This window comes from Ensifer sp. ENS09, from assembly GCF_014852425.1.
Taxonomy (GTDB): Bacteria; Pseudomonadota; Alphaproteobacteria; order Rhizobiales; family Rhizobiaceae; genus Ensifer.
The window spans coordinates 1-25,187 of the sequence record NZ_JACVBP010000010.1 but is presented as its reverse complement, the minus strand read 5'-3'; the positions used below and the strand labels follow the sequence as shown (position 1 = coordinate 25,187).

Sequence of the window (25,187 nt, the reverse complement as noted above, 5' to 3'; positions counted from 1 at the left end):
GATTGCTAAGCCGGCTCATGAATTTGCGCAGTGCACGCCGAACTAGGTGTGCACGACCGCGACAAACCAATCACTGAAACTGGCTGCGCTCTTTGAGCGTGTGACTTTGGTGATCAGGAAGTAGCTTTCGTCCTCCTGGGTGGCGATATCGGACAGGATCACCAGGTCTCCGTTGTCGATTTCGCGCCGGAAGACTTCGACCGGGCAAAGCGCCACACCATGGCCGGCAATGACTGCCGTTGCCAAAAGGTTGAAGTCCTGAAACACCGGGCCACGCAACGTCTGCGTGGCCTCCTGCCCTGCCCTTGCCAGCCAATCGCGCCAGCGTGACGTCGTTTCGTCGTGCAACAGATGGGCTGACGCGATCGCCTGCGGTGACGTCAGCGCGCCTTTTCGTTCGAGATAGCGAGGGCTCGCAACCGGACGGTTGATGCGGGAGAACAGCCGGTCGGAACGAGTTCCTTCGCTCTTGTCGGCCCCGAGCGTGATGAGGACGTCGCAGCCGGTTTCCCGCAATTGCTGCTCGGCCATCGCATAGACGACCTTGACGTCCACCTCCGGGTGACGGTGCAGGAATTCGCCGAGCGCCGGGATCAGCCAGCGCGTGGCGATCGAGGGTATGCAGGCAACGCTCACCTGCGCCTTGGCGTTCAGTCGCAGCAGTTCCGTTTCGGCAGCGATGCGCTCCAATGCCGATGTCAATACCGCGGCCAGGTTCTCGGCCTCTGGCGCCAGCCTGACCCCACGCTTCTCGCGCACGAAGAGCGGCCGGCCGAACCACTCCTCCAACAGCCGGATCTGGTGACTGACGGCCGCGTGCGTCACATGCAGTTCATCGCCGGCGCGGGAGAAGCTCGCCAGACGCGCCGCGGCTTCGAAGGCGCGCAGCATGCCGAGTGGTGGCAACATAATCTGTAAGTTTTCCTCATCAATGCCTTGAGGAAACGTCGTTTGATTGGTCACCGTTGTCAACGGATACTGGGCTTACCACCAGATTGGGAGAGAGTTTCCCATCCGTAGACATTAGAAATCCTTACAGATGGAGAGACCTATGTTCGTGCGCAGCCTGCAGCAGATCGAAGCTACCGACCATTTTGTCGAATGGGGCAGCGGGACCAGCCACCGGCTGCTGACCGAGCGGGACGGCATGGGTTTCACCGTCTGCCACACGGTCGTTCGTGCCGGAACGGTATCGCTGCTCGAGTACCGCAACCATCTCGAAGCCTGCTATTGCATCGCTGGGCACGGCGAGGTCGAGGACATGCAGGGCAAGGTCTTCCCGATCAACAAGGGCGACATCTACGTGCTCGACCAGCACGACAAGCATTTCCTGCGCGGCGGCAAGGACGAAGACCTGATCCTCGTCAGCATCTTCAATCCGCCCCTCAATGGGACCGAGCGGCACAACCTCAACGATCCGTCCGGCTCGGCCTACTGAACTCGTTGCCGAGCACCGACCAACAAAAAAGCCCGGATCGACGATCCGGGCTTTTTTCATTGGGCTGGACGGCGATCAGTACTGATCGTCTTCGTCCTCGTCCTTGCGGTCCGACTTCAGCGACTTGAGCTTGGCGAAGACGGCATCGGCGTCGATTTCCTTCTCTTCCTCGCGCTCGTAGCTGAAGCCCAGTTTTTCGGTTTCCTGGGCCGATTCCAGCGTCTGGCCGAGTTCGGCAGCAGTCGGCAGCGGACGGCCCTTGGAAGCGCGTTCGACTTCGAGGTCGAGGTCGATCTGCGAGCAGAGGCCGAGGGTTACCGGGTCCATCGGGGTCAGGTTGGCGGAGTTCCAGTGGGTGCGCTCGCGGATCTGTTCGATCGTCGACTTGGTGGTGCCGACGAGACGCGAGATCTGCGCGTCCTTGAGTTCCGGATGGTTGCGAACCAGCCACAGAATGGCGTTCGGGCGATCCTGGCGCTTGGAAACCGGGGTGTAGCGCGGGCCCTTGCGCTTGCTATCAGGTACGCGAACCTTCGGCTCGGACAGCTTCAGCTTGTGGTTGGGGTTGCCTTCGGCGCGGGCGATCTCGTCGCGCGAAAGCTGACCGGTCGCGATCGGGTCGAGGCCCTTGATGCCCTGCGCGGATTCACCGTCGGCGATCGCCTTCACTTCGAGCGGGTGCAGCTTGCAGAACTGCGCGATCTGGTCGAAGGACAGCGCGGTATTGTCAACCAGCCAGACGGCGGTCGCCTTGGGCATAAGCAGTTGCTGAGCCATGGATATAGTCCTTTTGTCCGCCGCGCCGGTGTCGCGGGCCGTGGAGTCTACCACTGATTTCCGGGAAATGTGGGCCTCTATACCGTCGTTGTCGCGAAATTGCAATTCTTCAGTTCCAAATGTCCTTTTGTCTAATTGCGGCGGGCATTTGACCTGCTATGAATGTGCGCGAAACGGGGGAGCCCTAGGAGGGGCGAACCGCACTAGGAATGCGTAGGGAGGAAAATATGTCCGCCAAAATCTATCCGGTGTTGAAGTCTGCCAAGAGCCGGACGCTGCTTGATAACGCCACATACCTGAAGTGGTACGAAGAGAGCGTTTCCGATCCGGCAAAGTTCTGGGGCAAGCACGGCAAACGGATCGATTGGTTCAAGCCCTATACCAAGGTCAAGAACACATCCTTCAAGGGGAAGGTCTCGATCAAGTGGTATGAAGACGGCCTTACCAACGTCTCCTACAACTGTATCGACCGCCACCTGAAGACGCATGGCGAAAAGACCGCCATCATCTGGGAAGGCGACAATCCCTATATCGACAAGAAGATCACCTACAACCAGCTCTACGAGCAGGTCTGCCGCCTTGCCAACGTCCTGAAGAAGCATGGCGTCAAGAAGGGTGACCGCGTCACCATCTACATGCCGATGATCCCGGAAGCATCCTATGCGATGCTTGCCTGCGCCCGCATCGGCGCCATCCATTCTGTCGTCTTCGGCGGCTTCTCGCCGGACGCACTTGCCGGCCGTATCGTAGACTGTGAGTCCACCTTCGTCATCACCTGCGACGAGGGCGTTCGCGGCGGCAAGCCGGTCCCGCTCAAGGAAAACACCGATACGGCGATCGACATCGCAGCCAAGCAGCATGTCATCGTCAACAAGGTTCTGGTCGTGCGCCGCACCGGCGGCAAGACCGCCTGGGCACCGGGCCGTGACCTCTGGTATCACCAGGAAATCGCGACGGTGAAGCCGCATTGCGAGCCGGCGAAGATGAAGGCGGAAGATCCGCTGTTCATCCTCTATACCTCGGGTTCGACCGGCAAGCCGAAGGGCGTGCTGCACACGACCGGCGGCTACCTCGTCTATGCGTCGATGACGCACGAATATGTCTTCGACTATCGCGACGGCGAGGTCTACTGGTGCACCGCCGACGTCGGCTGGGTCACCGGTCACTCCTATATCGTCTACGGTCCGCTCGCGAATGCGGCGACCACCGTGATGTTCGAAGGGGTGCCGAATTTCCCGGATGCCGGGCGTTTCTGGGAAGTGGTCGACAAGCACAAGGTCAACGTCTTCTACACTGCGCCGACGGCGATCCGCTCGCTGATGGGCGCGGGCGACGACTTCGTCAAGCGTGCCTCGCGCTCGTCGCTTCGCCTGCTCGGTTCGGTCGGCGAGCCGATCAACCCGGAAGCCTGGGAGTGGTATTACAATGTCGTCGGCGAGCAGAAGTCGCCGATCGTCGATACCTGGTGGCAGACGGAAACCGGCGGCATTTTGATCACGCCGCTCCCGGGTGCGACAGACCTCAAGCCGGGTTCGGCTACGCGGCCGTTCTTCGGCGTTCAGCCGCAGCTTGTCGACAATGAAGGCAACGTGCTCGAGGGCGCTGCCGACGGCAACCTCTGCATCATCGACAGCTGGCCGGGTCAGATGCGCACGATCTATGGCGATCACGCGCGTTTCGGCCAGACCTACTTTGCCACCTACAAGGGCAAGTATTTCACTGGTGACGGCTGCCGCCGCGATGAGGATGGCTACTACTGGATCACCGGCCGCGTCGACGACGTCTTGAACGTGTCGGGCCACCGTCTCGGCACGGCCGAAGTGGAATCGGCGCTCGTGTCGCACCACCTCGTCTCGGAAGCGGCCGTCGTTGGCTATCCGCACCCGATCAAGGGCCAGGGCATCTATTGCTATGTCTCGCTGATGGCTGGTGAAATCGGCAACGAAGAACTGCGCGCCGCCCTGGTGAAGCATGTCCGTTCGGAAATCGGCCCGATCGCCACGCCGGACAAGATCCAGTTCGCTCCGGGCCTGCCGAAGACCCGCTCGGGCAAGATCATGCGCCGCATCCTGCGCAAGATCGCCGAGGATGATTTCGGCGCGCTCGGCGATACCTCGACGCTCGCGGATCCGGCCGTCGTCGACGATCTGATCGCCAATCGCCAGAACAAGGCCTGACCTTGAAAAACCGCCGTGCGCCTCTCGGGCGTGCGGCGGCTCTCCTATTGTCGCAGATGATGTAAGATCTCCGGTGTCGCCGATGCGGCACCTGTCTCGGCAAGCCGGACAATTTCGTGAGCCGGATTCAGATCGCGGTCGCAGGCGACCGACCCGGACTTAGAAGTCGATTGCGCGACCCTTGATCTCCCAATCGCCGTAGCGGGCTGGATCTTCGCCCCCGCGCCCGCCGATCTCCGGCGGCAGCTCTTTCTTGATCTCCGCCTGACGCCGCTCTTCCGCTTCCTTCAGCGCCCGCACGGCGGCCGGCGGCAGCGGCTTCTTCGGGCGGTCGGCGGCATTGTCATTGTCGTTCTGCATCTGAACGGTATCCGGATTCGAGCATCAATATTGAAGAATTGGGTGTTTGCACCCATCATATAGGATGCCGTTCCCCGTACGGGAACCCTGATTCACGTGAAACGTCGACGACCCGGAGCCTTCTGATGAACCTTGTCCGCACCGCCATGCTGCTTGCAGTCATGACCGCCCTGTTCATGGCGGTAGGCTTCGCCATCGGCGGACGCGGTGGCATGATGATCGCCTTCGTCATGGCCGCAGGCATGAACTTCTTCTCCTACTGGAACTCCGACAAGATGGTGCTGCGCATGTACCGCGCGCAGGAGGTCGATGAGCGCAGCGCGCCGGAATATTACGGCATCGTTCGCGACCTCGCGCGCAATGCCGGGCTGCCGATGCCGCGTGTCTATGTGATCGACAGCCCGCAGCCGAACGCGTTTGCCACCGGCCGCAATCCGGAGAATGCTGCCGTCGCCGCTTCGACCGGCCTGCTTCACGCTCTCAACTATGACGAGGTCGCCGGCGTGATGGCGCATGAACTCGCCCACGTACAGAACCGCGACACCTTGACGATGACGCTGACGGCCACCCTTGCCGGCGCGATCTCGATGCTCGGCAACTTTGCCTTCTTCTTCAGCGGCAACCGTGAAAACAACAATCCGCTCGGCTTCATCGGCACGCTGGTGGCGATGATCGTGGCGCCGATGGCGGCGATGCTGGTGCAGATGGCGATCAGCCGGACGCGCGAATACTCGGCCGATCGTCGCGGCGCCGAGATTTGCGGCAGGCCGCTGGCGCTCGCTTCGGCGCTGCAGAAGATCGCAGGCGCCGCCCATCAGATCCACAACGACGATGCCGAGCGCAACCCGGCTACAGCGCATATGTTCATCATCAATCCGCTCTCCGGCGAGCGCATGGACAACCTGTTTTCGACCCATCCGAACACCGAAAACCGCATCGCTGCCCTGCAGCAGATGGCCCAGGAGATGTCTTCGGTCTCGACGCCGCCGGTTCGGGCTGATAATCCCGTGCGCAAATCGCGCTCTGTGCCCTCTACCGGTTGGGGTCGCGGTGGTTCCGAACCGCCCAAAGGTCCCTGGTCCTGATGTCCGCAGAAAACAACAACGATTCACGTCCGAAACGATCGCACCGCAACGGTGGCGCAGCAAAGTCGAAGAAGCCTGCCCCGGCGCCGCGTGGTCCGGAGAAGCCTGGCCTGAGAGCGCGTCAGGCCGCCGCGAAGATCCTGGCGGCCGTTATCGACCGCAAGACGTCGCTCGACGGCATGCTCGACAGCGAGCACGGCAACCCGGCCTATCGCGAGCTGAATGAAGCCGACCGTGCCCTGGTCCGGGCAATTCTCAATTCCGCCCTTCGCCATCTGCCGCGCGTGCAGGCTGCGATCAACTCGCTGCTGCAGACGCCCTTGCCGGAGGGTGCGCGGGCGCTCGACCACGTGCTTGCCGTGGCGGCGGCACAGATCCTCTATTTGGACGTGCCTGATCATTCCGCTGTCGATCTCGCTGTCGAACAGGCACAGAACGATCCGCGTAACCGCCGTTTCGCCAATCTCGTGAACGCCGTGCTGCGGCGTCTGTCGCGTGAAAAGGATGCCGTTCTCGAAAGCACGCGCCACATTCCGGCGATGCCGGAATGGTTCTTCGAGCGCCTCATTGTCCACTACGGCGCAGCGGCGGCCGAGAAGATCGCCGAGGCACAGCTGACGCCGGCGGCGATCGATCTTTCCGTCAAGTCCGAGCCTGCGGCTTGGGCCGAGCGGCTTGGTGGCACAGTCTTACCGACCGGCTCTGTGCGGCTCGGCGCATTCTCCGGCTCGATTCCTTCCTTAGCCGGATTCAATGATGGTGCTTGGTGGGTTCAGGACGCGGCCGCATCGATCCCGGCGCGGCTCTTCGGCGACCTTAAGGGCAAGCGGACCGTCGATCTCTGCGCCGCACCCGGCGGCAAGACCGCCCAGCTCATCCTCGCCGGCGCCGAAGTGACGGCGCTCGACCAGTCCGGTAGCCGCTTGCGTCGACTGAAGGGCAATCTCAAGCGGCTTGGGCTCGAAGCCGAGACCACGGAAGTCAACATGGCGGACTTCCAGCCGGAGACGCTGTTCGATGCCGCCCTGCTCGACGCCCCCTGCTCTTCGACCGGCACGACCCGCCGTCACCCTGACGTGCTGTGGACCAAGGGACCGGAAGACATCGAAAAGCTCGCCGACCTGCAGGAGCGGCTGCTTCGTCATGCGCTGACGGTGGTCAAGCCCGGCGGCACGGTCGTCTTCTCCAATTGCTCCCTCGACCCGCGCGAAGGTGAAGAGGTCGTTTCTCGGGTCATCGGTTCTGGCGAAAGCTACGAGCGGGTGCCGATTTCCGCCGCCGACTGGCCGGGGCTCGAGGACGCGATCACGCCGATCGGCGAAATGCGGACGACGCCTGCCATGCTGCCACTCGATGCTCCGTTTTCGAGTGGCCTCGATGGTTTCTACGCAGCGGTGATTCGCCGCAAATAACAGCGCAAACTCGCATTTCAGCGCTTGGAACTGGGCCTCAAGGCCCTGTTCCACCGCATCATTTGACGCTTTCGACCGGGAAGCCTATCAAAGATGGCAGGATTGATAAAAGTTTAATGGTCTTCGCGGCACCATGCGGGCGCTGGCGCGAGGTCCTGGCCGGCTCCGATGACGTGAGCGATCGTGCCAGAGATGAGGTAACCGGCGGCGTTGATGTTGTTTTCCGGCAGGCGAAGGCTTTCTTACCTGTATGTGCGTGAAGGCTGGCGCCGTGTGTCGCGTCGCCTGTCGATCGGGCGCGTCTCCACGCTGCGCTTCACCGGCTCCACCCCCAATCGTCTGATTGTTGCGCCGACGGATCTCAGGGCCGTCGATCCCTTTGTCGCGGAAGAGATTCTTGCCGGGCGTTTCCCGCTTGCCGGCCGCGTGCTCGACACGGAGGGCGAGTCGCCGTTCGAGATCGATCTGCCGTCGCGCGAATTTGCCGCCCGGCTGCATTCCTTCGGCTGGCTGCGGCACCTGAGGGCGATCCGCGAGGACGCAGGCTTCGTCCGGCTACGGCAGATCGTCGACGACTGGATCGGCACCCATGGACGCGATCTCGGCGGCGTTGCCTGGGATGCGGATATCATGGCGCAGCGCATCATCGCCTGGCTTTCCCATTCGCCCGTCGTGCTGCGCAATGCCGAACATGGCTTCTACCGACGCTTCCTCAAGAGCCTGGCGCTGCAGGTACGCTATCTCCGGCATATCGCCGATACGGTGCGCGACGGCGAGCAGAGGCTTCGGGTGCGGCTTGCGCTTGCCATGGCGTCGGTTTCCATGCCGGCATCGCCCAGCGCCATCCGCAAGGCATCGCGCCACCTCGATCTCGAACTCGACCGGCAGATCCTGCCCGACGGCAGCCACTTCTCGCGCAGCCCGCGCGCCGGCCTCGAACTGCTGCTGGACCTGCTGCCGCTCCGCCAGACCTACGTCAATCTCGGCCATGACGTGCCGTCGCGCCTCATTCCCTGCATCGACCGGATGTACCCGGCCCTGCGCTTCTTCCGGCATCAAGGTGGTGAGTTGGCGCTGTTCAATGGCGCTACCTCGGTTCTGGCGCATGAACTGGCGTCGGTGTTGCGTTATGACGAGACGGCCGGCGAACCCTTCCGCTCGCTGCCCCACGCGCACTACGAACGTATGGCGATGGAAAACACGGTCGTGATCATGGACACCGGGCGGCCGCTTTCGGTCGACCTGTCGCGCAGCGCCCATGCCGGTTGCCTGTCCTTCGAAATGTCGTCGGGCAAGACGCGCTTCGTCGTCAATTCCGGTGCGCCGAAGTTTGCCGGGGAGCGTTTCCGCCAGATGGCGCGGATGACGGCTGCCCATTCGACCGTGACGGTCAACGACACCTCGTCATCACGCTTTTCGCAGTCGCGCTTTCTCGGACCGATCATGACGTCGGGCGTCAGACAAGTGACTGCGGCTCGCAAGGACGAGGCGGGCGGGCTCGAGTCGGTGACGGCAAGCCATGACGGCTACCTTTCCGCCTTCGGCCTCGTTCACGAGCGTGGCATCGGTGTCCTGAACGGCGGCCGCATGATCCGCGGCCGCGACCGGCTGTCGCGCGCAGACGGCAGCGACCCTGAGGCAGGCGATACGGGGGTTGCCGTAGCACGATTCCACATTCACCCCGCGGTCGCCATTCGCCAGAACAGCGCGCGCGAGATCTTCCTGACGGCGCCCGACGGCGAGATCTGGCTGTTTGCTTGCCAAGACGGGGACCTTGCGGTCGAGGAGGATATCTTCTTTGCCGATCCCTCGGGTATCCGGGCCTCGCAGCAGCTGACGGTGACCTTTGCGATCGCGCAGCAGCCGGAGATCCAGTGGACGTTTTCGCGCGCCAACTGAGCCGCCTGTCCGCCTGTCTTGAGGTCGGGCGCGCGCAGGAAAAGCGCCTGAGGTTTTCCGCCCGCGTTTCAGGAGCGATGGCATTGATGAATTTGGATCGATCCGATCCAAATTCATCGCGATCTTAGGGCCCCGCGAGGTTCCTTCGCCCGGCAAGCTATGCTAACGGGCAGCCATCTCAACCGCCGGAGCTTCCTCCCGGGGCGTCCGGCGCCGCCAAAGGAGCATGGTTGTGGCTGTCGCCTCCAAGAAAATCCCCGCCCCGAACGAGGTTACGGTCCGCACCGCCCTCCTCTCCGTCTCCGACAAGACGGGTGTCGTCGAGCTCGCGCGCGCTCTTAACGAAAAGGGCATCCGGCTCGTTTCGACGGGCGGCACGCACAAGGTGCTCTCCGAGGCCGGCCTGCCGGTGAGCGACGTTTCCGAGCTGACCGGTTTCCCCGAGGTCATGGACGGCCGCGTGAAGACGCTGCATCCGGGCGTTCACGGCGGCCTCCTGGCGATCCGCGACGATGCGGATCACGTTGCCGCCATGTCGACGCACGGCATCACCGCCATCGATCTTGCGATCATCAACCTCTATCCCTTCGAGGAAGTCCGGGCCAAGGGCGGCGACTACCCGACAACCGTCGAAAACATCGATATCGGCGGTCCGGCCATGATCCGCGCTTCGGCCAAGAACCATGCCTATGTGACGATCGTCACCGATCCGGCCGACTATCCGGTGCTGCTCGAAGAGCTTGATTCCGGCAAGACGACCTACGCCTTCCGCCAGAAGATGGCCGCCAAGGCCTATGCCCGCACCGCGGCTTACGACGCCGCCATTTCCAACTGGTTTGCCGAAGCGCTCGACACACCGATGCCGCGCCACCGGGTGATCGGCGGCGTCTTGAAGGAAGAGATGCGCTACGGCGAGAACCCGCACCAGAAGGCGGGCTTCTATCTGACCGGCGAGAACCGCCCGGGTGTCGCCACCGCGACGCTGCTGCAGGGCAAGCAGCTCTCTTATAACAACATCAACGACACGGATGCGGCCTTCGAGCTGGTGGCCGAGTTCCTGCCTGAGAAGGCACCGGCTGTCGCCATCATCAAGCACGCCAACCCTTGCGGCGTCGCGACTGCTCCGACGCTCGCCGAAGCCTATCGCCGGGCGCTTGCCTGCGATTCCACCTCGGCTTTCGGCGGCATCATCGCGCTCAATCAGGAACTCGACGCGGAGACGGCCGAAGAGATCGTCAAGCTCTTCACCGAAGTGATCATCGCGCCTGCTGTCAGCGACGCAGCCAAGGCCGTGATTGCACGCAAGCCGAACCTGCGCCTGCTTGCGACCGGCGGCCTGCCGGACCCGCGCATCCCGGGCCTTGCCGCCAAGACCGTCTCGGGCGGCCTGCTCGTGCAGACGCGCGACAACGGCATGGTCGAGGACCTCGAGCTCAAGGTCGTCACCAAGCGCGCGCCGACGGTGCAGGAGCTTGAAGACATGAAGTTCGCCTTCAAGGTCGCCAAGCACGTGAAGTCGAATGCCATCGTTTACGCCAAGGACGGCCAGACCGCCGGTATCGGCGCCGGCCAGATGAGCCGCGTCGATTCCGCCCGTATTGCCGCGATCAAGGCCGAAGAAGCCGCCAAGGCACTGGGTCTTGCAACGCCGCTTACCAAGGGCTCGGCTGTCGCCTCCGAAGCCTTCCTGCCGTTTGCCGATGGTCTGCTCTCGGCGATTGCGGCGGGTGCCACCGCCGTCATCCAGCCGGGCGGCTCGATGCGTGACGAAGAGGTAATTGCGGCTGCGAACGAGCATGGCGTCGCCATGGTCTTCACCGGCATGCGCCACTTCCGCCACTAAGATCGTCGGGGCGGGCGCTGGGCGTCTGTCCGGAATTGGCCGCTAAGGCCCAACAGTCAGAAGCCGTCGCTTCCCCAGGACGCGGCGGCTTTTTTGCGACCGTCATCGGCCGGATAGGGCGTGCGCAGAAGGATCAGCAGGCCGATCACCAGAAAAGCAATCAGCGCCATCATGCCGATCCTTGCCGAGCCGGTGGCAAGCGTAATCGTGGCAACGGTTGCGGGAGCGAGGAACGAAGTGGCACGGCCGGACAGCGCATAAAGGCCGAAGTAGCGACCGGCCTCGTCGAGGCTGACGCTGCGGGCGAGGTAGGAGCGCGACGAGGCCTGAACGGGGCCGAAGGCGACACCGACGAGCAGGCCGTAGAGAATGTAAGCCTTTTCGGCGGCGGTGCCGAACAGGCCGCCGGTATCTTCCATCGACAGCGGCAGCAGCCCGAACAGCGTGAAGCCGGGGCCCGTCGAGACGATGCCGATCGTGGCAATCGTCAGGCAGATCAAGCTGGCGGTGACGATCACCTTGGAGCCAAGGTGTGCATCCAGCCAGCTGGCGCAGAGACAGCCGCCGATCGCGACGACGTTGAGAATGATGCCGTAGACGCCGAGCTCCAGGGTCTGCCACGCGAACATCGCGGCTGCGAAGGTGCCGCCGAGCGCCAGCAGACCATTGACCCCATCCTGGAAGATCATGCGCGCAATCAGGAAGCGCAGGATGCCACGTCGTTCGCGAAGCTCGACGAGCGTGCCCTTGAGTTCCCTGAGGCCAGTGACGGTTGCCTTGCCGAGCGACATCGCCGCCTTGGTGGCATCGGGCGTGAACAGGAACATCGGCAGGATAAAGACGAGGTACCAGACGGCGGAGACCGGGCCGGTGATGCGCGCATCCTCGCCCTCAGCCGGATCGAGGCCGAACAATGGGTCGATGCCAAGGGCCGTCTTGCCGGTCTCAGGACTTCCGGCAAGCAAGGCCACGACGGCGACCAGCACGATCATGCCGCCGAGATAGCCGAGCCCCCAGGCGATGTTGGAAATGCGCCCCACGTCCTTCTCCGGCACCAGACGGGGCATCATCGAATCGTTGAAGACGATCGAGAATTCGGCTGCGACCGTCGCAAGGATCATGAAGATCGCCGGATAGAGGATCGGCGAGCCGGGGGCCGCGAACCAGAGCATAGCCAGCGATCCGATCTTGATGACGGCGAAGAAGGCGATCCAGGGCTTGCGCGGCCCGGTGGCGTCGGCGATCGAGCCAAGCACCGGCGAAAGCACCGCGATGACGATGCCCGAAACGGTGAGTGTGTAGCCCCACATCGCCTGGCCGACCGCATGGTCCTCCGTCAGCCGCGATACGAAATATGGGCCGAAGATGAAGGTGGTGATGACGGTGAAGAAGGGCTGCGCCGCCCAATCGAACAGCATCCAGCCGGCAATGCCCGCACTGGACGTGCGTGGCTGGTCTTCAGTCCTCTCGGCCGAAATCTGCAAAGTCCCCTCCCGAAACGACTGCGCCGCGCGTCCCCTCGAACGCGCGGCGCAGCCTATCTTCAATTGAACCGATTCCAAAAGGTCTGGAACCGGATGCGGGCGAAAAAACTGCCCGCATTTTTGTCCGTTACTTCGCCCTGCCGCGTGCGAGGTCGTTGAGGAGACCCGCAGCAACGGTGATCTTGGCAAGCGTCGTTTCACCCTTCTCGGTCAGAAGGCGCAACTGGCCGGTCGCCTGGGCGACACGAACGCGCTCGCTTTCTTCCCAGGCGGCAACCGGATTGCGCTCCTTCTTCTGCTCGCGCAGGGCCGCCGCGGTGATATCCCGCCGTGCGGCGGCGATATCGGAGACGGCGCGTGACAGAGCCATGGCCTCGAACTGCTCGGTTGCCGGAACCCGATCGGATGCCGCCAGCAGGCGGTTGATCCGAAGCGTGTCGGTGACGGCGAAGTAGCCTTGCGCCGTGCGGCTCAGCGTCTCGCCGGTTTCCGCGGCGATCTGCATGATCTCGGGCACCAGTGTCATCAGCGCCAGTTCCGAGATTTCCTCGGCGAGCTTGGCGGGGACGCCGCCCTCGACGAAGGCTGCGGTCTTCAACCGAGCTTCTTCGGCGCTTTCGCCGGAGACTGCAGTGCGCATGGTCGCGCGCAGCTTCTGCAGGCCATCGCCGAGGCGTGACACGGCCTCGGAGACCGAGCCGGTCGCCGCATGGGTGCGCAGCGTCCGCTCGGTGACGAGCGTGAAGATGCGGCCCACTTCCTGGTAGAGGATGTTCTGCAGGCCGCCGCCGATCTTGTTGTCGAGCGCGTCGATCTCGTCATAGATCCGCGGCAGGTCGAAGCCGTCGAGCGCCAGCACGGCCGCCTTGACGACGTCGGCCGAGAGGAAACCCGTGGCGTCCGTCAGGGTCGAAACGAAGGCCGGACCACCGCGGTTGATGACCTCGTTGGCGAGGATCGTCGCGATGATTTCCCGGCGCAGGCGGTGGCCGTGGATGTCGCCGGCATAGGCCTTGCGCATCTTGCCCGGGAAATAGCGCTCGAGCGTTGCCGTGAAGTACGGATCGTCGGGCAGCTCGCTTGCAATCAGCTCATCGAAGAGAACGAGCTTGGAATAGGAGAGCAGCACCCCGATTTCCGGGCGGGTCAAAGGCTTGCCCGCCTGGTAACGCTCGGTCATCGCCTGGTCGGTCGGCAGCGTCTCGACCTTGCGGTTGAGATGGCCGTCGGCCTCGAGGCGAGTCATCAGCCGGCCAAGTGTCGTGCGGTTGCCAAGCCCCTGCATGGCGGTCAGCGAGATCGCCAGCGACTGCTCGTAGTTGTTGCGCAGCACCAGGTGGCCCACTTCCTCGGTCATCGAGGCGAGCAGCGTGTTGCGCTTCGGACGGGTCAGGCGACCGTCGCGCATGGCGGAGGCAAGCGCGATCTTGATGTTGACCTCGACGTCGGACGAGTTGACGCCCGCCGAGTTGTCGATGGCATCCGAGTTGCAGCGGCCGCCGTTGAGGCCGAAGCCGATGCGACCCTTCTGGGTAACGCCGAGGTTGGCGCCCTCGCCGATAACACGGGCGCGGACCTCTTCGGCTGCCACGCGAATGGCATCGTTGGCGCGGTCGCCGACTTCGGCGTCCGTTTCGTTGCTGCCGCGCACATAGGTGCCGATGCCACCGAACCAGAGCAGGTCGACCTGGCTCTTCAGGATCGCGTTCATGATCTCGAAGGGCGTTGCCTTCTGCTTGTCGAGGCCGATGGCGGCCATCGCCTCAGGCGTCAGCGTCACCGACTTTTCGGCACGCGAGATGATCATCGCGCCGTCCGAAAGCGTCTTGCGGTCATAATCCTGCCAGCTCGAACGCGGCAGGTCGAACATGCGCTTGCGCTCGGCAAAGGAGGCATCGATATCCGGCGACGGATCGATGAAGATGTCGCGGTGATCGAAGGCGGCGATCAGGCGGATCTTTTCGGAGAGCAGCATGCCGTTGCCGAAGACGTCGCCCGACATGTCGCCGACGCCGGCAACGGTGAAGGGCGTCGTCTGGATATCGATGTCCATCTCGCGGAAGTGTCGCTTGACGGTTTCCCAGGCGCCGCGGGCGGTGATGCCCATCTTCTTGTGGTCGTAACCGGCCGAACCGCCCGATGCGAAGGCGTCGTCGAGCCAGAAGCCTGCTTCCTGCGCCAGGCCGTTGGCCGTGTCGGAGAAGGTCGCAGTGCCCTTGTCGGCGGCCACGACGAAGTAGGGATCGTCACCGTCATGGCGTTGCGTGTCGGCCGGCGGTACGACGTCCTGGCCGACGATGTTGTCGGTGACCGACAGAAGCGTGCGGATGAAGGTCTTGTAGGCTTCGGTACCGGCCTTGAAGACCTCGTCGCGGGTGCCGCCCACCGGAAGCAGCTTCGGATAGAAGCCGCCCTTGGCGCCAACGGGCACGATAACGGCGTTCTTCACCTGCTGCGCCTTGACGAGGCCGAGCACTTCCGTGCGGTAGTCCTGGGCGCGGTCCGACCAGCGAAGGCCGCCGCGGGCGACCTTGCCGAAGCGCAGGTGCACGCCCTCGACCTCGGTGCCGTAGACGAAGATTTCGCGGAACGGATGCGGTTCCGGTAGGCCGTCGAGCTGCTTCGGGTCCAGCTTGAAGGCGAGGACCGCGCGCGGCTTGCCGTCGGCGTCATGCTGGAAGTAGTTGGTCCGGAGCGTTGCTTCGATCGCGTTGACGTAGCGTCGCAGAATCCGGTCCTCGTCGAGGCTCGGAACGGCCGAGAGCGCGTCCTCGATCGCCGACAGCAGCGCGTTGCACTTCTTGGCGCGCGGCTTTTCCTCGAGCTTCGGATCCATGCGGGTCACGAACAGCTTGAAGATGTCGGCGGCAATCGCCGGATACTTGTTCAGCGTGTCGGCGATATAGCCCTGCGAGTAGGTGATGCCGGCCTGGCGCAGATAGCGGGCATAGGCGCGCAACACCGTCACCTCACGGGCGTTGAGGCCCGCAAGCAGGACCAGCCGGTTGAAGTTGTCGTCCTCGGTCGTGCCGTTCCAGGCGGCCAGGAACGCTTCTTCGAGCGCCGGTCCGGATTTTTCAAGGTTCAGCGCGTGGCCGTCACGATGTATCAGTTCCATGTCGTGGAGCACGACCTTGCGCTTCTCTTCGCCATGGGCGTTGACGCCGATGTCGTAGGTCTGTTCGCTGATCACTCGGAAGCCGAGGTTTTCAAGCAAGGGCACGCGGCGCGACAGCGACACGGGTTCGCTGGCGTGGAAGATCTTGAGCTCGGCGGTATCGGCCCGCGAAACGGTACGGGGATAGTGATAGAACTCGATCCGGATCGGATCCGGGCCCTTGCACGCCGCGATGTCGGCCAGATCGGCATAGGCTTCGGCCGGCGTGAAGAACGACTGGTAGGCATTGTCGACATCGAGTTCGATGCCGTCCTTGCGGGCAAGCAGGTCGAACCGGTCGATCCAGCGGGTGACGATGCCGCGAACCGCCTCTTCGAGCTTTGCCTGCGGAATGCGCGGCGTCTTGCCGGCGGAGCGGCCGATAATGAAGTGGACGCGGGCAAGGCCGCCTTCCGGGAAGGCCGGGTAGTAGGCGGAGACGCGGCCGTCATAGACCGTCTTCAGATAGTCGCCGATCTTTTCGCGAACATCCGAATCGTACTGCTCGCGCGGCACGAAGACGATGACCGACACGAAGCGGTCGAAATGGTCGATACGCGGCAGCACGCGGATGCGCGGCCGATCGCCGAGCTCGTTGATCTGTTCGCAGAAGGCGGCCAGCAGGCCGACATCGATCTGGAACAGGTCGTCGCGCGGATAGGATTCCAGCGTGTTGGCCAGCATCTTGCCGGAATGGCTTTGCGGATCATAACCGAAGTGATCGACGATCTTTTCGATCTTGTGGCGCAGAAGCGGAATTTCAGCCGCCTGGCGGGTGTAAGCCGAGGAGGTGAACAGGCCGACGATGCGCAACTCGCCAGCGACGTTGCCATCGGCGTCGAAGCGCTTGACGCCGATGTAGTCCATGTAGGCGCGGCGATGGACGACCGACTTGACGTTGGCCTTGGTGACGATCAGGAAATCGGGGCCATCGAGGAAGGCGAGAATTTCAGGTGTGGTCAGCACCGCGTCCTTGCCCTGGCGCAGAACGCGCACATCCGGGTTGGAGAGGATGCCGAGGCCCCTGCCCTTGCCGCGTTCGACGGCTGCCTTCTCGCCCTTGCCCGAGTAGGTGTATTCGCGCATGCCGAGGAAGGTGAAGTTGTTGTCTCGCAGCCAGCGAAGGAAGGCGAGCGCCTCGTCGCGATCGCTCTTCTTGCGCGTCGCGTTGTAGGTTTCGAGTTCCGACATGGCCTGATCGAGCAAGGTCGTCATCGCCGGCCAGTCGTGCACGGTCTGGTGGACCTGCTCCAGCACGTCGCGGATGCGGTTGCTGAGCTGCTCCGCCTCGACGGGCGCAAGCTTGGTCAGGTGGATCTGGATATGGCTGACGCGGTGCGACGGATCGCTTTCCTCTTCCGGATCGAAGAGCTTTGCCGGCTTGCCCGGTTCCTTGACCAGGATGGGATGGATCGCGAGGTGAATGTCACGGTGGGTGCTGGTGATTTCCCCCATGACCGAGTCATAGAGGAACGGCATGTTGCGTTCGGTTACGGCGATGACCGATACCTCGGTACCACCCGGCACGATGCCGGCGACGGCTTCGACCGAAACCTGCGGCTTGCCGCCATCCCAGCGGGCGAGTTCACGAGCCGCATGGGCTGCGGTCAGCGCCAGCATGTCCGCCGAATAGAGATCGAGGTCATCGTTGCTGGCCCCACCGAAGAGGATCTCCGGCGCCAGCGCCTCGACGCCCAGTTTGATGGCGGCCGCCTTCGCTGCGTCGATGTGTCTGTCCCGCTTCGGATTGTATTTCACGCCCATGAAGTCTCTCCCATTCATGATAGGCCAAACCCTATCAGAACCATGGCTAATGGCGACCGCTTTTTACGCTGATTTCGGCAAAATCGAGCCCAAAATCGGAGAATTTCACGTGAAAACAGCTTAAATCCATTTAAATCGAAGGTAATTTCGCGAAAATTGCTCGAAAATCGAAGAAAAAGCACGAAAACGCCAGAGGCTTCTCCGGAGCCTATCTGCCATCGGCTGTTGACAGGGCGGTGACAGTCGGGTGAACAGAGTTTCGAGATCGTAGGATTGGACTGGTCGATGCCCGAAATGCCTTCCCTGCCCGGCGCCGTCATCGTCATCTCGAGCCATGTCGTGCGCGGCAAGGTGGGCAACAGGGCCGTGGTCTTCGCGCTGGAGACCCTGGGGCATCCGGTCTGGGCCCTGCCGACCGTCATCCTCCCCTGGCATCCGGGTCATGGCCCCTCGACGCGGATCGCCATTTCCGATCAGGATTTCGGGGCGGTGATCGATGACCTTATTGCAGCACCCTGGGCCGGAGAGGTGCGCGCCGTGCTTTCGGGCTACCTCGGCTCGGCGGGACAGGCGGAAGCCGTGGCGCGGCTGGTGACGGCGCTGAAGGAGCGCGATCCCAAGCTGATCTATGCCTGCGACCCCGTGGTCGGCGATGCCGGTGGTCTCTATTTGCCGGAAACCACGGCGGTTGCCATTCGCGACCGCCTGCTGCCGCTTGCAAATCTTGCGACCCCGAACCGCTACGAGCTTGCCTGGCTCGCTGGCGCGACGCTGGAGACGAACACGGCGATCCTCGACGCGGCGCTCGGCCTCGGTCCGGCCCGCGTGCTGGTCACGTCCGCCGTACCGATGATGAGCGGCGGGACCGGCAATCTCTTTCTTTCGGGCAACCACGCGCTGCTTGCCGAACATCGTCTGGTCGAAAACCCGCCGAACGGCACGGGTGACCTGTTGGCGGCGGTGTTTCTCGCCCGGATCCTTGAAGGACTCTCAGAGGAACGCGCCTTGCAGATGGCGACGGCGAGCGTATTTGAGATCATCGCGCGGAGCGTCAAGCGCGGCGCAGATGAATTGACCATCGAGCAGGACGCGTCGAGCCTCTCGACGCCCATGGCGATGGTGCAGATGCGCCGGCTGGTTCATCCGAATCAGATGCGGCGCAAGTGAAGAAGCTGTTCACGGACCGCCACCCTATGGCATCGTGGATTGAATTTTAGATCGCGATCATTTTCATGACGGAGGTGCGGGTGGGCGAAAGCCGGCCATGCCGCCTTGAAGCACGAGCGGAGCAATCGATGGACAAGCAGCAGCAGCGTTTTCCGGACTATCTTCTGAACGGCTACCACAATTTCATGAACGGTCGCTTCAGCGAACAGCAGAAACGCTACAAGGCGCTGGCGGAAACCGGGCAAAAGCCGAAGACAATGGTCATTGCCTGTTGCGACTCGCGCGCTGCGCCGGAAACGATCTTCGACAGCGGCCCTGGCGAACTCTTTGTCGTGCGCAACGTCGCCAATCTCATGCCGCCCTACGAGCCGGATGGGCACTACCACTCGACTTCGGCGGCGCTGGAGTTCGCCGTACAGTCGCTGCGCGTCAGCGACATCGTCGTCATGGGCCATGGCCGCTGCGGTGGTATCAAGGCGGCACTCGATCCGGATGCCGAGCCGCTGTCGCCGGGCGATTTCATCGGACGCTGGATGCATCTTCTGAAGCCCTCGGCCGAGCAGATCCAGAGCAATGACGTGATGACTCAGGCTGAGCGCCAGCGCGCGCTTGAGCGGGTTTCGATCCGCAACTCGCTTGCCAATCTGCGTACGTTCCCATGCGTCCAGATCCTCGAAGCCAAGGGCAAGCTCCACCTGCATGGCGCCTGGTTCGACATCTCGACCGGCGAACTCTGGGTGATGGACCCGGTTACCGGCGACTTCTCCCGCCCGGGAATGTAATCGCTCAGCAAAAAGGCCCGGCTCTTCCGAACCGGGCCTTTTGTCTGTTTGGAACGACTAAGTGTTCCGAAAGACGCAAATCCTAGAGACCGTCGATCTCGGCGCCGATGATGGCGATCGCCTGCTGGTAGACGGTTGCCGCATTCCAGCCCTGGATCGCGGCGAAGTTCGCCTGACCCTGCTGATAGCCGGCGCCCGGCTGCCAGCCATGGCCGCGCAGGAAGTTGGCGGTGGACGCCAGCGCGTCGGCCTTGGAGCGAACCATGTCGACATGGCCGTTGCCGTCGCCATCGACGCCGTATTTCAGGACGTTGGCGGGCAGGAACTGGGTCTGGCCGATTTCGCCGTGGGCGGCGCCCCGCGCATCCGGGCTCAGGTCGCCGCGCTGCACAAGCTGCAGGGCCGCATAAAGCTGGTTGGTGAAGTAGTCCGAGCGACGGCAGTCATAGGCGAGCGTCGAAACGGCCGAGAGCGTGTGCTCCTTGCCCATGAAGCCGCCGAAACCGGTTTCCATGCCCCAGATGGCGATCAGCGGGCCGGCCGGTACGCCGTAGCGCCGCTCGATGCTGGCAAAGAGGGCAGCGTTCTGCTGCTTCATCTTTTTGCCGCGGGAAATGATCACCTGGCCGCCACGCTTCTGCATGAACTGGTCCAGCGACAGCTTGAAGCTCTTCTGGCCGCGGTCGGCGCGGATCGTCGCCTTGTTGTAGGAGACGCCGGAGAGTGCACGGTCAAGCACCTGCGGGCTGATGCCGCTGCCGGAAGCCTGCTGCTTAAAGTTCTGAACCCAGGCTTCAAAGCCGCTTCCGTCATTGCCGCATTGGGCGGCAGATGCCACCGCCGGAAAAACTGCAGTCGAAATCAGGGCGACAAGCCCCACTGCTGCGCACTTCGCCCTGTGCATGAAATACCCCGTCATAGCCCGAATCTCGTTGCTCTTAAAAATGCCAGCCTTCGCCGGCCGTGTCACCTCCCGCAAGCGGCAGGTAACTTTATCGTGGTTTCACGTGAATCCGGGAAGGATCGGCCCCTCGTGAAACAGGAAACCCGCCAGGCCCGAAAGAGCCTGGCGGGAGTGAATGGTTCTAGTGCCGTTTTCAGGCAGCCTGCTTGCGCGGCTTGATCAGGCCACGGTTGACCAGGAGCTCGGCAATCTGGATGGCGTTGAGAGCAGCGCCCTTGCGCAGGTTGTCGGAGACGACCCACAGGTTGAGGCCGTTCTCGACGGTCGCGTCCTCGCGGATTCGCGAGATGTAGGTCGCATCTTCGCCGGCGCATTCGTAAGGGGTGACGTAGCCGCCGTTCTCGTGCTTGTCGACGACCAGGCAACCCGGCGCTTCGCGCAGGATGTCGCGCGCTTCGTCGGCGGTGATCTCGTTTTCGAACTCGATGTTGACCGATTCCGAATGGCCGATGAAGACGGGAACGCGCACCGCCGTGCAGGTCACCTTGATCTTCGGGTCGAGCATCTTCTTGGTTTCGGCCAGAACCTTCCACTCTTCCTTCGTGTAGCCGTCTTCCATGAACACGTCGATGTGCGGAATGACGTTGAAGGCGATGCGCTTGGTGAACTTCTTCGATTCGATCGGATCGGCGACGAAGACGGCGCGGGTCTGGTTGAAGAGTTCGTCCATGCCGTCCTTGCCGGCGCCGGAAACCGACTGGTAGGTCGAGACGACGACGCGCTTGATCTTGGCGTGGTCGTGCAGCGGCTTCAGCGCGACGACGAGCTGGGCGGTCGAGCAATTCGGGTTGGCGATGATGTTCTTCTTGGTGAACTGCGCGATCGCGTCCGGGTTCACTTCCGGCACGATCAGCGGCACTTCGGCGTCGTAGCGCCAGGCCGAGGAGTTGTCGATGACGACGCAGCCCTGCTGGCCGATCTTCGGCGAGTACTTCAGCGAAACGGCGCCGCCGGCCGACATCAGGCAGATATCGGTGTCGGAGAAGTCGTAGTTTTCGAGGTTCTTAACCTTGAGGGTCTTGTCGCCAAAGGAAACTTCCGTGCCCTGGGAGCGGGCCGAAGCAAGGGCGACCACTTCATCCGCGGGAAAGCCGCGTTCGGAAAGGATGTTCAGCATCTCCCGGCCGACGTTGCCGGTGGCGCCTGCGACTGCAATCTTGAAACCCATGATCTAAGCTCTCTTTTCTGTCTCTCCTCGTCGGGTGAGGGGGAAACCGCGCGACCTGCCGCGAGGGTTCCTGTCCCCAGCCAAACCGGGGAGAGAGCGGAGGGCCAGAGACGTCAGACGGTTTTCGTCGTCGTTTTGGCCGTTGTTTTGCAAGCGAACGAAAAATCGACATCCTGCCCCGCGGCAAGAGCCGGCAGGATCAAAGCAGCGATGGCTGGACCGATCGGTCGCATGGTGGTGATTTCCTCGTTCGTCGCTGCTCTTACGCGGTTTTGGGGAAGAGTCAAGACATTGCCGCGCGCCGGCACGCTCCCAGCCCTGCCCGCGATCGATCGCCGCATTAGACGAAAGTCATAAGCCGAAAGCATCTCTGCCTGTGATGACACTTTTCTGACATCCTCATTTCAGGCGCACCACGTCCGGACGTTCGAGGGAGGAATGCTGGACCAGCCAATGGGCGCTCCTTTGGAGTGGAGGATTATCAAAATGGCAAATGTCGCGACAGCGGACGACGCAAAAACGCGTCCGATGACCGGCGAGGAGAAGAAGGTCATCTTCGCCTCGTCGCTCGGTACCGTCTTCGAATGGTACGATTTCTATCTCTACGGTTCGCTCGCCGTCTACATCGGCGCGACCTTCTTCAGTTCCTACCCGGAAACGACGCGTAACATCTTCGCGCTTCTGGCCTTTGCCGCGGGCTTCCTGGTTCGCCCGTTCGGCGCGCTCGTCTTCGGTCGCCTGGGTGACCTCGTTGGCCGCAAATATACCTTCCTCGTGACGATCCTGATCATGGGTCTGTCGACCTTCCTGGTCGGCATCCTGCCCGGCGCTGCCTCGATCGGCATTGCCGCGCCGATCCTGCTCATCGTGCTGCGCATGCTGCAGGGCCTGGCGCTCGGCGGCGAATATGGCGGTGCGGCAACCTACGTGGCCGAACACGCGCCGCATGGGCGTCGCGGCTACTTCACGTCCTGGATCCAGACCACGGCGACGCTCGGTCTGTTCCTGTCGCTGGTGGTGATCCTGCTCGTGCAGTTCGCGCTCGGCAAGGAAGCTTTCGCCGCCTGGGGCTGGCGCATTCCGTTCCTGCTGTCCTGCGTCCTTCTCGGCATTTCCGTCTGGATCCGTCTGAAGATGAACGAATCCCCGGCCTTCAAGAAAATGAAGGAAGAGGGCAAGGGCTCCAAGGCGCCGCTTCGAGAAGCCTTCGGCCAGTGGAAGAACGCCAAGATCGCGCTTCTGGCGCTGTTCGGTGCCGTCGTCGGACAAGCCGTGGTCTGGTACTCCGGTCAGTTCTACGCGCTGTTCTTCCTGACCGGCGTGCTGAAAGTGGACGGTCAGTCGGCCAACATCATGGTCGCCGCCTCGCTTTTGATCGGCACGGGCTTCTTCGTGCTCTTCGGCTGGCTCTCCGACAAGATCGGCCGCAAGCCGATCATCATGGCCGGTCTGCTGCTTGCGATGCTCACCTACTTCCCGCTGTTCAAGGCGCTGACCTGGGCCGGTAACCCTGCACTCGCCCAAGCCCAGGCAACCGTTCGCGCAACGGTGACCGCGGCTCCCGGCGACTGCAAATTCCAGTTCAACCCGACGGGCACGGCGAAGTTCACAACCTCGTGCGACATCGCAACCGCGTTCCTCACCAAGAACTCCGTTCCCTACGACGTCGTCACGACGGCAGCAGCGGGCACGGCGGCGACGGTCAAGGTCGGCGACACCACGATCAACAGCTACGACGCAGTCGCTGCTGGCGATGGTGCCAAGGCCGCCAACGCCGCCTTCGAAAAGCAGATCAACATGGCGCTCCACAATGCCGGCTACCCGCTGGTTCGTGGCGCGGCAAAGGTTCCGGACGCCAAGCTTGACGGTTTTGTCACCGCCAACCCGGAACTGTCGCTTGACGCAGCCGCAGTGCGCGGCGGTGAAAAGACCATGGTTCCGGCCGAAAAGCTCATCGCTGACAAGCTGCTGACCAAGGATGAAGTGGGCGCTGCCACGGAAATGGCCGTCTACACGATCGCCGGCGGCGGCACCTACGCGATGGTCGCGGATCCTGCCAACGTCAACTGGACGACGATCATCGCGGTGCTCACCGTGCTCGTCATCTACGTGACGATGGTCTACGGCCCGATCGCAGCCCTGCTGGTCGAACTCTTCCCGACCCGCATCCGCTACACCGGCATGTCGCTGCCCTACCACATCGGCAACGGCTGGTTCGGCGGGCTGCTTCCGGCAACGGCCTTCGCGATGAGTGCTGCCCAGGGCGATATCTACTACGGCCTCTGGTACCCGATCGTCTTTGCAGGGATCACGCTGGTCATCGGCCTCCTGTTCCTGCCGGAAACGAAGGATCGCGACATCCACGCGATGGATTAAGCCTGGCGCTCCCGGAGAGAACAAATCCCGGGAGCACCTCAAATCTTCCCCGAGCTATTATGGCTCTCCTGACTCCGGCGCGGTCTTCCGCGCCGGCTTTTTTATTGGGTCGGCTCGCTGCGTCCGGCAAGCGGCCAACCGCCCGGGCCGAGGCGAAACAGGCGACCGTATTTGGCGAAGACAAACGCCATCATCACCGATGTCCAAAGGCCGAGCAGCAGCCCGGCGGCGACGTCGCTCGGATAGTGTGCGCCAACGATGACGCGGGAAACACCGATTATCAGCGCCAGGACCAGAAACAGTGGCCTCAGTCTCGGCAGCAGCATGGCGAAGACGCCGAAAAACGCACCGGCCGCGGTCGAGTGCCCGGACGGAAAGCTTTCATAGAGATCACTGGTGGCGAACGGCGTCAGGCTGTAGGCGCCGAGCTCGGCAAAGAGTTCCGGTCGTGCCCGTCCGATCAGGAGCTTCAGCGTGTGCACGAGGCCGCTGGCCGTGCCGATCGTCAGCAGGAAATAGGCGGCGAGATCGCCGGCGGCGCGCGCCTTGTTCTGAAGCGGCCCCTGGCCTGCCGCCCGGCGCAGCACGAAGGCCCCCGCAAGCAGGATACCCGAAAGATAGATCATCCAGCCAAAGGTACCGAAATCGGTGATCCGTTCATTGAAGGTGACGATGCTGTCCGGCAGGCCCTGAGCGCGCTGCGACAGGAACGGATCGAGCGGGATGAGCGCGAACACGAGGACGGCAGTCGTCAGCACGATCCATCCGGTGGCCGCAAGTGGTCGGTTCATGGTTCTCCTGTCCTGCCGGCCAGATCGCGCGGCAATTGTGTGCTCCCGTCGGGGCTTGGTGCAGGGCGCTCGCTGCGCCAGGCGGCCCGGTCTGTCTTCCCCGATGTGTCGGTTCTTTTGGCAAATTCAAGGCCGTAAACGCAAAACACCTCCGGATGCGCTCTGGAGGTGTTTGTTTGTCGTGGCTTCGGCAGGCGCCAGGTCGACGCCTTGAGGTGTTGCTTATAGCTTACGCCGACAGCGCCTTGAACTCGGCAAGGATGGCGTCGCCCATTTCGGTCGTTCCGACCTTCTTCGCCCCTTCGGCCATGATGTCGCCGGTGCGGATGCCCTGGTCGAGCACGTTGGCGATCGCCTTCTCCAGATTGTCGGCTTCCTTCACGAGGTTGAAGGAGTAGCGCAGGCACATGGCAAACGACGCGATCATCGCGATCGGGTTGGCAATGCCCTTGCCGGCAATGTCCGGCGCCGAACCATGCACCGGCTCGTAGAGCGCCTTGCGCTTGCCGGTGACGCCATCCGGCGCGCCGAGCGAGGCCGACG

The 25,187-nt window shown here is 62.9% G+C and carries 19 protein-coding genes; 9 read left to right on the top strand and 10 right to left on the bottom strand.

Annotated elements, in window-relative coordinates:
* Positions 1 to 42: 42 nt before the first annotated feature.
* On the bottom strand, positions 43 to 909 hold the full coding sequence (locus IB267_RS32245; protein ID WP_192451473.1) for a LysR substrate-binding domain-containing protein: 867 nt from the start codon (positions 907 to 909) through the stop codon (positions 43 to 45).
* A 142-nt stretch (positions 910 to 1,051) separates the two neighbouring features.
* On the opposite strand from IB267_RS32245, the gene IB267_RS32240 reads away from it, so the two are divergent.
* Positions 1,052 to 1,438 (top strand): ectoine synthase, encoded by a 387-nt coding sequence (locus IB267_RS32240; RefSeq protein ID WP_192451472.1) that lies wholly within the window; start codon positions 1,052 to 1,054, stop codon positions 1,436 to 1,438.
* A gap of 75 nt (positions 1,439 to 1,513) precedes the next feature.
* Here the strand turns inward: IB267_RS32240 and IB267_RS32235 are convergent, their stop codons facing one another.
* Positions 1,514 to 2,215: a DUF1013 domain-containing protein gene (locus IB267_RS32235; RefSeq protein ID WP_034800153.1), complete on the bottom strand. Its 702-nt coding sequence runs from the start codon at positions 2,213 to 2,215 to the stop codon at positions 1,514 to 1,516.
* A gap of 227 nt (positions 2,216 to 2,442) precedes the next feature.
* Between IB267_RS32235 and acs the strand changes: the two genes are divergently transcribed.
* Complete coding sequence (gene acs / locus IB267_RS32230; RefSeq protein WP_192451471.1) at positions 2,443 to 4,392, top strand: acetate--CoA ligase; 1,950 nt, start codon at positions 2,443 to 2,445, stop codon at positions 4,390 to 4,392.
* Between the two features lie 159 nt (positions 4,393 to 4,551).
* Here acs and IB267_RS32225 read toward each other — a convergent pair whose 3' ends face one another.
* A complete protein-coding gene (locus IB267_RS32225) occupies positions 4,552 to 4,752 on the bottom strand; it encodes a DUF1674 domain-containing protein (protein WP_043624199.1) in 201 nt (66 codons plus the stop codon).
* A 125-nt stretch (positions 4,753 to 4,877) separates the two neighbouring features.
* Here IB267_RS32225 and htpX point away from each other — a divergent pair, with 125 nt between their 5' ends.
* The 4 genes from htpX to purH all read left to right on the top strand — a co-directional run bounded on the left by htpX (position 4,878) and on the right by purH (position 10,991).
* The gene (gene htpX / locus IB267_RS32220; protein WP_192451470.1) at positions 4,878 to 5,837 is read left to right on the top strand and encodes a zinc metalloprotease HtpX; all 960 of its coding nucleotides are present in this window, start codon (positions 4,878 to 4,880) and stop codon (positions 5,835 to 5,837) included.
* Positions 5,837 to 7,249 (top strand): RsmB/NOP family class I SAM-dependent RNA methyltransferase, encoded by a 1,413-nt coding sequence (locus IB267_RS32215; RefSeq protein WP_192451469.1) that lies wholly within the window; start codon positions 5,837 to 5,839, stop codon positions 7,247 to 7,249. Before htpX ends, IB267_RS32215 begins: the two co-directional genes overlap by 1 nt.
* A 213-nt stretch (positions 7,250 to 7,462) precedes the next feature.
* Complete coding sequence (locus tag IB267_RS32210; protein ID WP_192451468.1) at positions 7,463 to 9,148, top strand: heparinase II/III family protein; 1,686 nt, start codon at positions 7,463 to 7,465, stop codon at positions 9,146 to 9,148.
* Between the two features lie 232 nt (positions 9,149 to 9,380).
* Positions 9,381 to 10,991 (top strand): bifunctional phosphoribosylaminoimidazolecarboxamide formyltransferase/IMP cyclohydrolase, encoded by a 1,611-nt coding sequence (gene purH / locus IB267_RS32205; RefSeq protein ID WP_192451467.1) that lies wholly within the window; start codon positions 9,381 to 9,383, stop codon positions 10,989 to 10,991.
* A gap of 56 nt (positions 10,992 to 11,047) precedes the next feature.
* On the opposite strand, the gene IB267_RS32200 is transcribed toward purH, so the two are convergent.
* Both IB267_RS32200 and IB267_RS32195 read right to left on the bottom strand, forming a co-directional pair.
* Positions 11,048 to 12,475: an MFS transporter gene (locus tag IB267_RS32200; protein ID WP_192451466.1), complete on the bottom strand. Its 1,428-nt coding sequence runs from the start codon at positions 12,473 to 12,475 to the stop codon at positions 11,048 to 11,050.
* Between the two features lie 127 nt (positions 12,476 to 12,602).
* Complete coding sequence (locus IB267_RS32195; protein ID WP_192451465.1) at positions 12,603 to 17,396, bottom strand: NAD-glutamate dehydrogenase; 4,794 nt, start codon at positions 17,394 to 17,396, stop codon at positions 12,603 to 12,605.
* Between the two features lie 285 nt (positions 17,397 to 17,681).
* Between IB267_RS32195 and pdxY the strand changes: the two genes are divergently transcribed.
* Together pdxY and IB267_RS32185 are read left to right on the top strand one after the other, a co-directional pair.
* Positions 17,682 to 18,563: a pyridoxal kinase PdxY gene (gene pdxY, locus IB267_RS32190; protein ID WP_192451464.1), complete on the top strand. Its 882-nt coding sequence runs from the start codon at positions 17,682 to 17,684 to the stop codon at positions 18,561 to 18,563.
* A 128-nt stretch (positions 18,564 to 18,691) separates the two neighbouring features.
* Positions 18,692 to 19,345, top strand: a complete 654-nt coding sequence (locus IB267_RS32185; RefSeq protein ID WP_043623742.1) for a carbonic anhydrase — start codon at positions 18,692 to 18,694, stop codon at positions 19,343 to 19,345.
* A gap of 82 nt (positions 19,346 to 19,427) precedes the next feature.
* Here IB267_RS32185 and IB267_RS32180 read toward each other — a convergent pair whose 3' ends face one another.
* From IB267_RS32180 to IB267_RS32170, 3 genes are all read right to left on the bottom strand, one after another.
* On the bottom strand, positions 19,428 to 20,249 hold the full coding sequence (locus IB267_RS32180) for a lytic transglycosylase domain-containing protein (protein ID WP_043623755.1): 822 nt from the start codon (positions 20,247 to 20,249) through the stop codon (positions 19,428 to 19,430).
* A 193-nt stretch (positions 20,250 to 20,442) separates the two neighbouring features.
* Positions 20,443 to 21,477 carry an aspartate-semialdehyde dehydrogenase gene (locus IB267_RS32175; RefSeq protein ID WP_034800169.1) on the bottom strand — a complete coding sequence of 345 codons (1,035 nt, stop codon included), beginning with the start codon at positions 21,475 to 21,477 and terminating at the stop codon, positions 20,443 to 20,445.
* A 113-nt stretch (positions 21,478 to 21,590) separates the two neighbouring features.
* Positions 21,591 to 21,863 carry a hypothetical protein gene (locus IB267_RS32170; protein WP_192451535.1) on the bottom strand — a complete coding sequence of 91 codons (273 nt, stop codon included), beginning with the start codon at positions 21,861 to 21,863 and terminating at the stop codon, positions 21,591 to 21,593.
* A gap of 100 nt (positions 21,864 to 21,963) precedes the next feature.
* Between IB267_RS32170 and IB267_RS32165 the strand changes: the two genes are divergently transcribed.
* The gene (locus tag IB267_RS32165) at positions 21,964 to 23,853 is read left to right on the top strand and encodes an MFS transporter (RefSeq protein WP_192451463.1); all 1,890 of its coding nucleotides are present in this window, start codon (positions 21,964 to 21,966) and stop codon (positions 23,851 to 23,853) included.
* A gap of 101 nt (positions 23,854 to 23,954) precedes the next feature.
* Here IB267_RS32165 and IB267_RS32160 read toward each other — a convergent pair whose 3' ends face one another.
* Entirely contained in the window at positions 23,955 to 24,644 is a 690-nt protein-coding gene (locus IB267_RS32160; protein WP_192451462.1) for a phosphatase PAP2 family protein, read from the bottom strand.
* 229 nt (positions 24,645 to 24,873) lie between these two features.
* Positions 24,874 to 25,187: isocitrate/isopropylmalate family dehydrogenase (locus tag IB267_RS32155; RefSeq protein ID WP_246810926.1), on the bottom strand; the 314-nt coding region annotated here is incomplete at its 5' end.